Annotated in this window: 12 protein-coding genes; 4 read left to right on the top strand and 8 right to left on the bottom strand. The window is 65.3% G+C overall.

All coding sequences use genetic code 11. The features are described 5' to 3' along the window. Positions 1–12: 12 nt before the first annotated feature. Together AC1RJW_RS22795 and AC1RJW_RS22790 are read right to left on the bottom strand one after the other, a co-directional pair. Entirely contained in the window at positions 13–1164 is a 1152-nt protein-coding gene (locus tag AC1RJW_RS22795) for a GGDEF domain-containing protein (RefSeq protein ID WP_493046985.1), read from the bottom strand. 37 nt (positions 1165–1201) lie between these two features. Further along, positions 1202–1477 carry a hypothetical protein gene (locus AC1RJW_RS22790; protein ID WP_086139582.1) on the bottom strand — a complete coding sequence of 92 codons (276 nt, stop codon included), beginning with the start codon at positions 1475–1477 and terminating at the stop codon, positions 1202–1204. Between the two features lie 152 nt (positions 1478–1629). Here AC1RJW_RS22790 and AC1RJW_RS22785 point away from each other — a divergent pair, with 152 nt between their 5' ends. Together AC1RJW_RS22785 and AC1RJW_RS22780 are read left to right on the top strand one after the other, a co-directional pair. Then, the gene (locus tag AC1RJW_RS22785) at positions 1630–2406 is read left to right on the top strand and encodes a spermine/spermidine synthase domain-containing protein (RefSeq protein WP_493046984.1); all 777 of its coding nucleotides are present in this window, start codon (positions 1630–1632) and stop codon (positions 2404–2406) included. A 154-nt stretch (positions 2407–2560) separates the two neighbouring features. Beyond that, a complete protein-coding gene (locus AC1RJW_RS22780; RefSeq protein ID WP_493046983.1) occupies positions 2561–5446 on the top strand; it encodes a bifunctional diguanylate cyclase/phosphodiesterase in 2886 nt (961 codons plus the stop codon). A 17-nt stretch (positions 5447–5463) separates the two neighbouring features. On the opposite strand, the gene AC1RJW_RS22775 is transcribed toward AC1RJW_RS22780, so the two are convergent. The 5 genes from AC1RJW_RS22775 to AC1RJW_RS22755 all read right to left on the bottom strand — a co-directional run bounded on the left by AC1RJW_RS22775 (position 5464) and on the right by AC1RJW_RS22755 (position 10166). Further along, complete coding sequence (locus AC1RJW_RS22775) at positions 5464–5688, bottom strand: hypothetical protein (RefSeq protein WP_493046982.1); 225 nt, start codon at positions 5686–5688, stop codon at positions 5464–5466. Positions 5689–5710: 22 nt separating this feature from the next. After that, positions 5711–6592 (bottom strand): LysR substrate-binding domain-containing protein, encoded by an 882-nt coding sequence (locus tag AC1RJW_RS22770; protein WP_493046981.1) that lies wholly within the window; start codon positions 6590–6592, stop codon positions 5711–5713. Between the two features lie 69 nt (positions 6593–6661). After that, positions 6662–7279, bottom strand: coding sequence for a PAQR family membrane homeostasis protein TrhA (gene trhA, locus AC1RJW_RS22765; RefSeq protein ID WP_230505407.1), 618 nt, complete (start codon positions 7277–7279; stop codon positions 6662–6664). 136 nt (positions 7280–7415) lie between these two features. Beyond that, entirely contained in the window at positions 7416–8903 is a 1488-nt protein-coding gene (locus AC1RJW_RS22760) for an NYN domain-containing protein (protein WP_493046980.1), read from the bottom strand. A gap of 111 nt (positions 8904–9014) precedes the next feature. Next, the gene (locus tag AC1RJW_RS22755; RefSeq protein ID WP_493046979.1) at positions 9015–10166 is read right to left on the bottom strand and encodes a dienelactone hydrolase family protein; all 1152 of its coding nucleotides are present in this window, start codon (positions 10164–10166) and stop codon (positions 9015–9017) included. 204 nt (positions 10167–10370) lie between these two features. On the opposite strand from AC1RJW_RS22755, the gene AC1RJW_RS22750 reads away from it, so the two are divergent. Beyond that, positions 10371–10742: a flagellar basal body protein gene (locus AC1RJW_RS22750; RefSeq protein WP_493046978.1), complete on the top strand. Its 372-nt coding sequence runs from the start codon at positions 10371–10373 to the stop codon at positions 10740–10742. 25 nt (positions 10743–10767) lie between these two features. On the opposite strand, the gene AC1RJW_RS22745 is transcribed toward AC1RJW_RS22750, so the two are convergent. Next, the gene (locus tag AC1RJW_RS22745; protein WP_289911585.1) at positions 10768–11367 is read right to left on the bottom strand and encodes a TetR/AcrR family transcriptional regulator; all 600 of its coding nucleotides are present in this window, start codon (positions 11365–11367) and stop codon (positions 10768–10770) included. Between the two features lie 140 nt (positions 11368–11507). Between AC1RJW_RS22745 and AC1RJW_RS22740 the strand changes: the two genes are divergently transcribed. Then, on the top strand, positions 11508–12569 hold the full coding sequence (locus AC1RJW_RS22740; protein WP_493046977.1) for a sugar phosphate isomerase/epimerase family protein: 1062 nt from the start codon (positions 11508–11510) through the stop codon (positions 12567–12569). The last annotated feature ends 28 nt before the right edge of the window (positions 12570–12597 follow it).

Raw genomic sequence — 12597 nt, 5'->3', positions numbered from 1 at the left:
TATTAATCCGGTTTAGATATCGAGGGTGCTGGTGCCCTGCGCTTCCACCACCCTGTTGCGGCCCGCCTGCTTGGCCGCCTGCAGCGCCTCGTCGGCCCGCTTGAACAGGCTGACGGTGCTGTCTTCGGCGCGGATGGTGGTCACGCCCAGGCTGGCCGTCAGCTGCAGCACGGCGCGTTCCGTCTTGACGGGCAGCGCCTCGACGGCGGCGCGGATGCGCTCGGCCACCATCAGCGCATCGGCCAGGGTCGTGCGCGGCAACTGGATGGCGAATTCGGCGCCGCCCAGGCGGCCCATCAGGTCGCTGTCGCGCAACTGCTGGCGGCAGGTGTCGACGATGGTTTTCAGCACCGCATCGCCTACCGGATGGCCATAGCTGTCGTTGACTCTTTTAAAGTGGTCGATATTGAGCACCACCAGCGCCGTCGGCAAGCCGGGCCGGCGCGCCAGCGCCATCCATGGCGCCAGCGCCTGGTAAAAGCCGCGCCGGTTCGGCACGCCCGTAGCCGCGTCGAGCACCTCCAGGCGCGCCAGCTCGCCGCCCAGTTTTTCGCGCGACAGCAGCAGATAGCCGAAAGCGTTCGTCAGCATCATCAGGTACAGGGCGCCGAAGCCGGCCAGCTGCATCAGCTCCGCATCGAAACCGGGGACGACGGCGGCCAGCACGCCGCGCGCGGCGATCAGCAGCGACAAGATGCCCATGCTGACGACGAGGAAGCGGCGCAGCATGCTCGCCTCGCGCCATTTCAGGCACAGCGCGGCCACGCCGGCCAGGAAAAAGCCGGCCACGATGAGCGAACCGCCGGCGCTGCGCAGCAGCGGCGCCACGTCGAACAGGTAGCAGGCGGCAAACAACCCGATCGCCGCGCCCAGCGCCGGCAATATGTAGCGGCGCCAGCCGCTGCGCCCGGCCGCCTGCCACAACGCGCCCGCATCGAGGGCCATGCCGGCAAACAGCAGGCTGTTACCGAGCAGGATGGAGAGGAAATCGGGCAGCACGCCGCGGAAATACAGCAGGCACCAGGCGATGGCCTGGCATTGCTTGGCCACCGCCCAGGTGGACATGCTGAGCGACTTCTTGCGCTCGTATTCGAAGAAGAACAGGGCCGCGCACAGGCTCAGGTTGCCGAGCGCCAGGGCCAGTACCAGGGTCTTGATATCCATGGGCTACGCCATCGCCGCGCCGCCGCGGCACGCTGTGTCAGATTTCGTGTTCGACATTCGTGCTGCCGTCGCCGATCTTGCTGGCCCACGCCTGCACGAAATACTGCTTTTCCACGTCGCTGGGCGCCTCGTGCCAGAACACGATGAGAGTGCCCTTGTGGTCGTGGATCTGCGCCACTTTTTCAATGAAGCCGAGATTGGCGGCCTGGTCGGCCAGCGCCGCCGCGTAACCGTACACGCGCGTCAGCCGCTCGATGCGGTCAGGCTCCGTAAAACTGTTCGTCGCCGTAATGATGGGGTGATCCAAAAACATGCTTGTCTCCATGGTGCCCGACTGCGCGGCCGTGCCGCCGCGCGCCGTTACGCATGCTCGGCGCGGATTAATCGGGTATGCTCACGGGAGCTTATCAGATTTCTCTGAATGCAACAAAGCATCTCCCCCAGTCCACTCAGCGAAGTCGTCCCATGCCGGAAAACAGAAGCACCACCCCACTTGCCCCGCAGGTGCATACCTGTGGCGACCGGCGCCGCCTGGAATTCCAGCCAGGCATGATCCAGAGCGAAATGCTGCTGTCGCGCCCCGACCATCTGCTGCTGCGCTATGCGCGCGCCATGATGTGCTTTACCCTGTTCGTGCCGCGCCCCCGGCATATCCTGATGGTGGGCCTGGGCGGCGGTTCGCTGCTGAAATTCTGCCACCGCCACCTGCCCGACACCCGCATCACGGTGCTGGAATTGCGCGCCGACGTGATCGCCCTGCGGGAGCAATTCATGCTGCCGCCCGACGACGCGCGCCTGCGCATCATCGAAACGGATGCCGTCAGCTATATTCGCCAGCATCCGGGCTGCGCCGACGTGCTGCTGCTCGACGGCTACGACGAAACGGGCTTGCCGCCCGCCCTGGGCAGCGCGCGCTTCTATGCGGACTGCCTGCGCGCCCTGCTGCCCGGCGGCGTGCTGGTGGCCAACCTGTTCAGCTATGACGAGCACTATCCCGCCATGCTGGCGCGCCTGATGCTCACCTTCCGCGGCGCCGTGTGCCACTTCGACGGCATCGCCGGCAACAACCGCATCGTCTTTGCCGCCAAGCCGGAGCAAGGCCAAGGCGCCGACGGCCGCGCCGTGCGCGTGGTGCGCCTGGTGCGCTGGCGCCGGATGGCGGGCCTGGCGTTCCTGAACCGCTGGCTGCCGGCATGGCAGCTGTGGCGTTTGCGCCGCCAGTCCGACGCGGGCAGCGACTGAAAGTCATCTTCCCCGGCCATATATATTGTTGCTTAATAGCAGTGTTTTGGTGCAAAATTCGCATGATGGATGTGGTTTATGACAAACTACGGCCTGCGTGGGGCCGGCAGGCGCCGCCGAACCCAAGTGTCCATGAAGTGAGATAGGAAAAACCATGCTGCGTGGCCGCCTGCCATTGTCGATTTCCGCCGCGGCCGCGCTGACCTTCGCCTGCGGCGTCAGCGTGACGAGCGTGCTGTTTGCCGCCATCAGCCAGCTCGAATACGACAAGATGAGCCTGAGCCTGCAGCAGCGCGCCGGCGCCAGGGTGGCCGCCATCGAGCAGGGACTCGACGACGCGGTCGAGGTGCTGACCACGACGAACCAGCTGTTTGCCGCCGTCGTGCCCGTCACGCGCGAGCAGTTCCATGCCTTCACCACGCCCCTGCTGCAGCGCCACCCGTTCATCCAGGCCTTCAATTTCCACCGTATCGTGCCGCATGCCCAGCGCGACGCCTTCGAGGCCGGGCTGCGGCGCATCGCACCCAATTACGCCATGACGGAAATGCGCGATGGCGTCATCGTGCCCGCGACGACGCGCGCCAGCTACCTGGTGGTGGACTACCTCGAACCCTTGCAGGGCAACCGCCCTGCCTTCGGCCTGAACGTCAGCCCGAACGGCGTGCTGGCGCGCGCGCTGGAGCTGGCGATCATCAGCGGCCAGACCACCGCCACCGGCCTGCTGGCCCTGGCGCAGGGACCGCAGCAGGGCTTCGTCATCGTGCGTCCCGTGTACCGCCACGGCGTGCCCCTGCAGACGGTGCAGCAGCGGCGCGCGGCACTGATCGGCGATACGGCGGTCATCGTGCGGGCCGGGGAACTGGTGCAGAAAATCCTCGCCGGCGCCGACCTGCTGGGCGACCCGCAGCTTGAACTCAGCGTCTACGCCGACGCCGGCGCCGACCCGCGCCAGATGATCTTCCAGCATGGCCGGGCGCCTGTCACCGAGCCGGGCGGTGCCTGGGAATCGCTGCCGCGCTGGCTGCACTTCGCCTACCACAGCCAGTATGACCGGGCCTTTGTGTCCGCCGGCCGGCCCTGGCATGTGCGCGTGGTGGCCCATCCGCGCCCTTTCCTGACCGACCATCTGGGTTCCCTGTTCACCCTGATCACGGGCCTGCTGTTCAGCATGCTGACGGCCGCCTTCGTGCAGTCGCTGACGCAGCGCTCGCGCCGCGTGCAGCTGCTGGTGGAACAGCGCACGGCCGACCTCAAGCGCAGCAACGAACTGCTCAGCGCCGACGTGCGGGCGCGCCAGCGCACGGAGCGCGCCCTGCAGGAAAGCGAAAAACGCTTCCGCCGCCTGCTGGCCCTGTCCTCGGACTGGTACTGGGAACAGGACGCCAACTTCTGCTTCACCCACATCACCAGCGGCTTCACGGACAAGTCGAACATGCCGCTGGAACGCTTCATCGGCATGACGCGCTGGGACAACAACCCGGAAATGCGCAATTCGCGCTGGGGCAAGCAGCATATCGCCAACCTGGAAGCGCACCTGCCCTTTTCCAACCTCGAATATGCGATGCAGGACCGTGACGGCCAGCTGCGCTGGTTCAGCATCAATGGCGAACCGCTGTTCAACGAGCTCGGTGAATTTCGCGGCTACCGGGGCACGGGTTCCGAAATCACGGAGCGCAAGCTGGCCGAGCAGCAAATCCAGCACATCGCCCACCACGACGTGCTGACGGGCTTGCCCAACCGCGCCCTGCTGCGCGACCGCCTGGCGCAAGCGATGGCCCTGTCGCGCCGCAAGAACCGCGCACTGTGGGTACTGTTGATCGACCTCGACCGTTTCAAGTTCGTCAACGACAGCCTCGGTCACAAGGCCGGCGACCTGCTGCTGAAAACCATCGCCACGCGGCTGCAGGCCAGCCTGCGCGAAACCGATACGGTGGCGCGCCTGTCGGGCGACGAATTCGTCGCCATCCTGTGCGAACAGGCCGACGAAGCGCTCAGCGCCGCCATCGTGCAGCGCGTGATGGATGCCGTGGCCCAGCCGGTATTGCTGGATGGCAAGGAATTCTTCGTCACCTGCAGCATCGGCGTAGCCGTCTACGACATGTCGCGCTACGACGCTCCCGGCGACGTGACCCTGAATGGCGAGACGCAGAACCTGATCGAGCAGGCCGACATCGCCATGTACTGCGCCAAGAAACAGGGCCGCAACAACATCAAGTTCTACACGACGGCCATGAACCAGGCCACCCTGGAGCGCCTGCGCATCGAGACGGCGCTGCGCAACGCCCTGGAGCGCGAGCAGTTCGTGCTGCATTACCAGCCGCAGGTGGACCTGGCCAGCGGGCGCATCGTCGGCGTGGAAGCGCTGCTGCGCTGGCAGCATCCGGACCTGGGCATGGTGGCGCCGCAGCGCTTCATCGCGCTGGCGGAAGATACGGGCCTGATCGTGCCGATCGGCGCCTGGGTCATGCGCGAAGCGTGCGCGCAGGTGAAACGCTGGCATGCGGCGGGGCTGGACACGCTGCGCCTGGCCGTGAACCTGTCGGCGCGCCAGTTCAACGAGCCGAACCTGGTCGCCTCGATCGCCGGAGTGCTGCTGGAAACGGGCCTGCCGCCCGCCTGCCTGGAACTGGAACTGACGGAAAGCCTGTTCATGCACGACGTGGCGCTGGCCGTCAGCCAGCTGCACGACATGAAGGCGCTGGGGGTGCAGCTGTCGATCGACGACTTCGGCACCGGCTATTCCAGCTTCGCCTACCTGCGCACCTTCCCCATCGACGTGCTGAAGATCGACCGCAGTTTCGTCGGCGACGTGGCGCGCGACGCGGACGACGCAGCCATCGTCGTCTCCATCATCGCCCTGGCGCACAATCTGAAACTACGCGTGGTGGCCGAAGGCGTGGAAACGGCCGAGCAGCTCGATTACCTGCGCCGCCATGGCTGCGACGAGGCGCAAGGCTATTACTTCAGTCACCCGCTGCCGGCGCACGAGGTGGAACTGCTGCTGCGGGCAGAAACGAAGGAAGTGAACGCCATAGCCTGACGCGGCGTCCGCGCAGGCTAGCCCGGCGGCGGCCTGGCGAGCAATTCCAGTTCCTTCCAGTCGTCAGCGAGGCCGGCTGCCGCCAGAAACTCTGCCACGCCCTCGCTGGCGTCGATGTCGGGCGCGCTGCCCGGCTTGGCCCACAGGTTGTCGCATTCGGTGCAAACGACCACCTCCTGCCCCGTCTTTCTGACTTTCGCAAGAATCAGGTCGCCGTATTCGCCGCAGGTGGGACACTCCATGCCCTTCTCCTTCATGCCCGGCCTACAGCTTGTGCTGCAGGAACTCGAGAAAGCAGCTGATGCGCTGTGCCAGCTGCGTGTTGCGGTAGTAGACGGCATGGATCTGCTGGCGGTAGCCCGTGTAGAACGGTTGCAGCACTTTCACCAGGCGGCCGGCGGCGATATCGTCCTTCGTCATAAAGTCGGACAGGCAGACGATGCCCTGGTCGTGCAGGGCCAGCTGGCGCAGGGTTTCGCCGCTGGAGGCGGCCAGCGCGGGCACGATCTGCAGGCTGTTGCCCGCTTCGTGGCGCAGCGGCCAGCTGTTGCCCAGGTCGTACTGGGCAAAACCCAGCAACGCATGGCCGGACAGCGCTTCCGGCGTGGCCGGTTCGCCGTGGCGCGCCAGGTAGGCGGGCGTGGCAAGCACGTGCAGCGGGCTGGCAGTCAGCGCGCGCGCATGCAGGGTCGAGTCGACCAGGGCGCCGATGCGGATGGCGATATCGGTGCGGTGCTCGAGCAGGTCGGCGATCTGGTCGTTGCTGGTCAGCTCCAGGCGGATGTCCGGATACATGGCGCGAAATTCGGCCACGTGGGGCACCACGCAGTGGAGCATGAAGGGCGAGGCGGCATCGACGGACAGCCGCCCGGCCGGCTTCTGGCGGCGGATGCGGATCGACTCTTCCACGTCTTCCATCGAGGCGAGGATGGCGCGCGCCTTGTCGAGGAACAGCTGTCCCTCTTCCGTCAGCTCCATGCGCCGCGTGGTGCGCGTCAGCAGCGAGGTGGCCAGCTTGTCTTCCAGGCGCGACAGGGCCCGGCTGACGCCCGAGGTGGTTTGTCCCAGATGCACGGCGGCCGCGCTCAGGGTGCCGCTGTCGATGACGGTGACGAAGATTTTCAGGTCGTCCGAGTTGATATCCATTATTGCCTTAATTTCACATATCGCATCATTATAATGGAATCGCGGCAACAGTGATGACCACAGGCAACGTCAGGCAACGTAGAACAAAATGGCGATAAAATGGCAGCTGCTGCCAGCCAGCACGAACAGGTGCCAGATGCCGTGGCCATGGCGCAGCTTGTGATCGGTGGCATAGAAGACGATGCCGCCCGTGTAGCACAGCCCGCCCGCCACCAGCCACAGGAAGCCGTTCCACTCGAGCGCCGCCAGCAGCGGCTTGATGCCGATGACGATCAGCCAGCCCATGGCCACGTAAATCACCAGCGACAGGATGCGCGCGCCTTTCGCGTACACATATTCCTGCACGATGCCAAACAGCGCCAGGCCCCAGACGACGCCGAACAGCGACCAGCCCCACGGCCCGCGCAGGGTGACCAGCATGAAGGGCGTGTAGGTGCCCGCGATGAGCAGGTAGATGGCGCAATGGTCGAGCCGCTGCAGCACGGCCTTGGCCTTGCCGCGCACGCTGTGGTACAGGGTGGAAGTGAGGTACAGGGTCAGCAGCATGGCCGCATACACGCTGCAGCTGACGATTTTCCAGGGATCGCCCGTGCGGGCCGCCGCGACGATCAGGATGACGCCGCCGATGGCCGCCAGCGCGGCGCCCACCGTATGGGAAATGCTGTTGAACCGTTCACCGTGGTACATGCTTGACCGCCCGCTGCGTTAAAAACAGGCTCATCCTACACGCTTGGGGAGATCGGGGTGCGCGGTTTGCGCAAGGCAGGCACAGGAAAAGCCGGGGCGCATGCGATTGCCGCCCCGCTTGTTCCTTCTCAAACTATCAAGCCGCTTCCGCCTTCTTGCGCGCGGGACGGCGCGCCGGGGTCTTGCGTGGCGCCTTGACCGGCTTATCTTCCGCCACGACGGCCACTTCTACCGGCGCCGCTTCAATCACGGGCGCCGCTTCCGCCACGGCGTCGGCCGCCTTCTTGGCCGGCTTTTTCGCCGCTGCCGTCTTGCGCGCCGGCGTGCGCGGCTTGGCCTTCGGCTTCGCTTCGACGACGGTTTCCACAACGGCCTCGGCTACTGGCTCGGGCACCGGTTCAGGCGCTGGCGCCACTTCGACCACCTCGGCGCGCGCTTCGCGGGCGCCATCGCCATTCTTGCGGCCGCCACGGCCATTGCGGCGCGAACCGCGCTTGGCGTTGCCCTCTTCCGCTACGACCTCGACTGCGGCTTCGGCCACTTCATGCACCACCTCCGGCTGCGGCGCCGGCGCATATTGCTCGACGACGGTTGTTTCGGCGTCGGCCACCGGCACGAAAGCCTGTGGCGCGGACTCGCCGCGGCGCTGCTCGTTCTGCTTGCGGCCGCCACGGCCATTGCGGCGCGAATCGCGGCGGCTGCCGCCTTCGCGGTGATTGCCCTCTTCCGCCGTCGCGCCGGCTTCGCCGCTGGCGATGACCTCACTGGCGACTTCCCCGTTCACGGGCGCAGCGACAGGCACCAGGCCGCTGCTGCGGTAGACATAGGCGCCCGATTTCTCGTCGCGGCCGAATTCCAGCAAGCCGCGCGTCTGCGCTTCTTCCAGCAGGTTGCCGAAGGTGCGGAAACCGTAATACGATTCGCTGAAGTCCGGCTTGCGGCGCTTGATCGCTTCCTTCAGCATCGAGGCCCAGATCTTGCCGCTGTCGCCGCGCTCCGAGACCAGCGCGTCGAAGGTGGCGACGGCCATTTCGATCGCTTCCGTCTTGCGCGACTCGTATTTTTCCTTGCGGCGCACTTCTTCGTCGGGCGAACGCTTGGCCGCCGGGGTTTCGCGCGCGTCGCGCTTGGCGGCCGTGCGGCGGCTTTCGCGCACCAGGTCATCGTAGAAAATGAATTCGTCGCAGTTGGCCACCAGCAGGTCCGAGGTCGACTGCTTGACGCCCACGCCGATCACCTGCTTGGCGTTTTCGCGCAGTTTCGACACCAGCGGCGAAAAATCGGAATCGCCGCTGATGATGACGAAGGTGTTCACGTGGGCCTTGGTGTAGCACAGGTCCAGTGCATCGACGACGAGGCGGATGTCCGCCGAATTCTTGCCGGACTGGCGCACATGGGGAATTTCGATCAGTTCGAAGTTCGCCTCATGCATGGTGCCCTTGAAACTTTTATAACGGTCCCAGTCGCAATATGCCTTCTTGACAACGATACTGCCCTTGAGCAGCAAGCGTTCGAGGATGGGCTTGATATCGAATTTTTCGTAATTTGCATCTCGCACGCCGAGCGCGACGTTCTCGAAGTCGCAAAACACGGCCATGCTGAGGTTTTCTGGGGATGACGCCATAAGGGTGAATTCTCGCTGATGATAAGGGCGGACGGGAAGCGCAACGCCTCCCTTTTCGCCTAGTATATTCGCCCATCCCCCGTTTCGGCGACAACTATCGTGCGCGGCAGCCTATTGCGCGCCGCCGGCGGCGCTCGCGCTGGCGCCGGCGACCGGCCAAACAACGCTTTCATCGACCGAATACAGCTGGCATGGCAGGCTGCTGCGGCGCTGGCACGAAGCGAGCGCGCGCACATCAGGGCTTTCGCCCTCCTCGGCCCAGCCCCAGGCGCCGCTGGCCGACAAGGCAAAGGCGCGTGGCGCGGTTTTTTCCAGGAAGACGCGGTACGCGGCGCGGCCCTGCTCTTCCAGGTAGGGCACGGCGGCGATATCGTCCTGCGGCGCGAAATGCGTGGCGGGCGGCGACGGCGCATCGGCCACGCGGTAGACCTGGCGCACCGGCATGCCGATTTTCTGCAGGAAGCGCTCGGTGGCGGGCAGCCACACGGCCACCCCATCGCGGCTGCCCAGGGTCAGGTGGGCGTCGCGCTTGAACGGGCCATAGGCCAGCAAATGCGCCCGGCCGCCTGAACCGGTAAAGGAATTGAACAGCCGCCGCGCCAGCGCCGGCGAAAAATACGAGTCATTCGCGCCATACAGCCACAGGCTGGGAATGTGGTTGTAGGCGCCCAGGGTGGCGAAGGACTTGGCCAGCGCCCCTTGCCAGTCGCAGCCGGGCATGTCGACGCGCAAGCCGCCGGAAAAATTGAGCACGCCGCGCACGCCGGGCAGCACCCGCGTGGCCAGCGCCAGCGCCGCCATGCCGCCATACGACTGCCCTGCGACGACGATGCGCTGCGGGTCGACCCAGCTCTGGCGGCGCGCATACGCGAGTGCGGCGAGCATGTCGCGCGCCTGGCCTTGGGCGTTGCCCAGCATGTCGCAGCCGAAATCGCGGTAGGCGCCCGTGGAGCGCGCAAAGCCGGCGCGCATGGGCAGCATCACGGCATAGCCACGGCGCACGAACTCGGTCGCCATATAGATGAAGCGCTCGCGCTGCTGCAGCCGGGCCGGGCCGGCCTGCTTGCCGTGATTCATCAGCAGCAAGGGAAACGGGCCGGAGCCGGGGGGACGGAACACCGTCGTCTCCAGCGTCTCGCGCAAGCCGTCGCCGGCCGGCACCATGATGACTTGCTCGTTCAGGCGCGCATCGAGCGGTAGCTGCGAGGGAACAAGCTGGGCTTTCAGGGGCAGGCAAGGCAGGCTGAGCAGCAAACCCAGCAAAATAGGGCGAAGCAGGTGGAAAATGGCGCACTCCGTGGATGACTTCCCTGCCAGTCTAGACAGTGAAATGCCACAGAACAATATAAAAAAATTACGTGACGCACATATTTTTTGCGGCAAGCACCTGCGGGAACAATTGTTGCCTTGCACCAACCACTTTTTCCGCTGACGGGAGTAAACTGGGCGTATTCTGAAGGAGTTGCCATGTCCATATCCGCCCTCACCACCGGTACCTCGGGGCTGACCGCCAACCAGCGCGCGCTGGATGTGGCCGCCAACAATATCGCCAATGCGAATACGCCGGGCTTCCAGCCGCAGCAAGCCGAGTTCCAGGAAGCCAGCCCGGCCGGCACGGGCGTCACCCTCTCCGTCGAAGGGCGCAAGCTGGCCGCAGGCGAAAGCGTCAGCGGCGCCAATGCAAATGCGGCCAAGGCGGCCGAAAGCCGGCCGAACGGCGTGGGCCTCGCGTCCGAACTGACGGATAATCTCGTCTACAAGGCCGGCTTTAATTTATCGGCAAATGTCGTCAAGGCGGCCGACCAGGCACTGGGCAGCCTGATCGACGTCAAGACTTGACTACTGCGGCTATCGAAAAAATAGTCTAGTTTTTCATTTCCAGCGCCAGCGGCGCCATGGCCGGCGTGATCAGCGCCAGCAGCCGCTCGGCGGGAATGCCGTCGCGCGCCTGCACCGACAGGCCATGCAGCAGCGCCGCATAGTAGTCGCCCAGCGCCTGCACGTCCGCCTCCTCTTTCAATTCTCCCGCCAGTTGCGCCGCACGCAGGCGCTCGATGACGGCTTGCGTGCGCGCGCGGCGGTGCTGCGCCAGCCAGTCGGCGATGCCCGCGTTGTCCGCGCTCGTGTTCGTGGCGGCCGTGACCACCATGCAGCCTTGCGGCTGGCCGCTGCGCGTATACAGCAGCACGGCTTCTTCCAGCATGCGCGCCACGGCGTCGCGCACATTCAGGCTGGCCGCCAGCGCGTGCACGGCAAACGCGCCCTCGCCCGTTTCATATAGTTCCACGGCTTCGCGGAACAGCTGCTCCTTCGAGCCGAACGCCGCATAGATGCGCGCCGAAGCGATGCCCAGCGCCGCCACCAGGTCGGCCATCGATACGCCTTCGTAGCCGCGCGTCCAGAACGCGTCGCGCGCTTTTGCCAGCGCCAGCGCGCGGTCGAATTCCCTCGGTCTTCCTGCCATTTTTATCCTCTGCTTGCGAAGTGGCGGCCAGTATAACGCCTGGCGCCCACGGCGCGTTCGCGATTTATTTTGCATCCCGGGCTTGACCGCGCCAAGAATTTCGCCTATTCTTTGTCGATCGACAAACAATAGGAGCCGATATGAAAACCATCCAAGGACCAAGCCTGCACCTGGCACAATTCGCCGCCGACACGGCGCCCTTCAACACCCTGCCCGCCATCGCCGAATGGGCGGCAGGCATGGGCTTCAAGGCCCTGCAGATTCCCGCCTGGGATGCACGCCTGTTCGACGTGGCACAGGCCGCGCACAGCCAGCAATACTGCGACGACCTCGTTGCCATGCTGGCCGGCCATGGCCTGGTCATCAGCGAACTGACGACGCACATCCTCGGCCAGCTGGTGGCCGTGCACCCGGCCTACGACGCGCTGTGCGACAGCTTCGCCCCGGCACATCTGCACGGCCAGCCGGCCGCGCGCACCGAGTGGGCCATCGAGCAAGTGAAACTGGCGGCCATGGCGTCGAAACGCCTGGGCCTGACCGACATGGGCACGTTCTCCGGTTCGTTCGCCTGGCCCTACCTGTTCCCGTTCCCGCAGCGCCCGCCCGGCCTGATCGAAGCGGCCTTCGACGAACTGGCGCGCCGCTGGCTGCCCATCCTCGACGTGTGCGAGGAACAGGGCGTCAACCTGTGCTACGAAATCCACCCGAGCGAAGACCTGCACGACGGCATCAGCTTCGAGATGTTCTACGAGCGCGTGGGCCGCCATCCGCGCTGCAAGATGCTGTTCGACCCCAGCCACTTCGTGCTGCAGCAGCTGAACTACCTGGAATTCATCGATATATACAAGGACCATATCCGCATGTTCCATGTGAAGGATGCGGAGTTCAATCCGACGGGGCGGCAAGGCATCTACGGCGGCTACCAGTCGTGGGAAAACCGCGCCGGGCGCTTCCGCTCGCTGGGCGACGGCCAGGTCGATTTCAAGGCCATCTTCTCGAAGATGGCGCAGAACGATTACGCGGGCTGGGCCACGCTGGAATGGGAATGCTGCCTGAAGGACCAGGAGGTGGGTGCGCGCGAAGGCGTGGCGTTCATCAACGCCCACATCATTCCCGTGACCGACAAGATCTTCGACGATTTCGCCGGCGCCCCCGTCAGCGCGCAGCAGATCAACACCCTGCTCGGCATCGCGCACAACTAATCAACCAATTAACTGAATCAATACAAGG

Source organism: Janthinobacterium sp. GW822-FHT07A03 (assembly GCF_058798815.1).
This window is presented reverse-complemented; position numbering and strand designations above follow the sequence as displayed.

Excerpts from the sequence above, each read along its gene's own strand:
- AC1RJW_RS22785 (WP_493046984.1), top strand. The coding sequence starts at position 1,630 with ATGCCGGAAAACAGAAGCACCACCCCACTTGCCCCGCAGGTGCATACC.
- AC1RJW_RS22790 (WP_086139582.1), bottom strand. The coding sequence starts at position 1,477 with ATGTTTTTGGATCACCCCATCATTACGGCGACGAACAGTTTTACGGAG.
- AC1RJW_RS22795 (WP_493046985.1), bottom strand. The coding sequence starts at position 1,164 with ATGGATATCAAGACCCTGGTACTGGCCCTGGCGCTCGGCAACCTGAGC.
- AC1RJW_RS22780 (WP_493046983.1), top strand. The coding sequence starts at position 2,561 with ATGCTGCGTGGCCGCCTGCCATTGTCGATTTCCGCCGCGGCCGCGCTG.
- AC1RJW_RS22760 (WP_493046980.1), bottom strand. The coding sequence starts at position 8,903 with ATGGCGTCATCCCCAGAAAACCTCAGCATGGCCGTGTTTTGCGACTTC.
- AC1RJW_RS22750 (WP_493046978.1), top strand. The coding sequence starts at position 10,371 with ATGTCCATATCCGCCCTCACCACCGGTACCTCGGGGCTGACCGCCAAC.
- AC1RJW_RS22775 (WP_493046982.1), bottom strand. The coding sequence starts at position 5,688 with ATGGAGTGTCCCACCTGCGGCGAATACGGCGACCTGATTCTTGCGAAA.
- AC1RJW_RS22745 (WP_289911585.1), bottom strand. The coding sequence starts at position 11,367 with ATGGCAGGAAGACCGAGGGAATTCGACCGCGCGCTGGCGCTGGCAAAA.
- AC1RJW_RS22740 (WP_493046977.1), top strand. The coding sequence starts at position 11,508 with ATGAAAACCATCCAAGGACCAAGCCTGCACCTGGCACAATTCGCCGCC.
- trhA (WP_230505407.1), bottom strand. The coding sequence starts at position 7,279 with ATGTACCACGGTGAACGGTTCAACAGCATTTCCCATACGGTGGGCGCC.
- AC1RJW_RS22770 (WP_493046981.1), bottom strand. The coding sequence starts at position 6,592 with ATGGATATCAACTCGGACGACCTGAAAATCTTCGTCACCGTCATCGAC.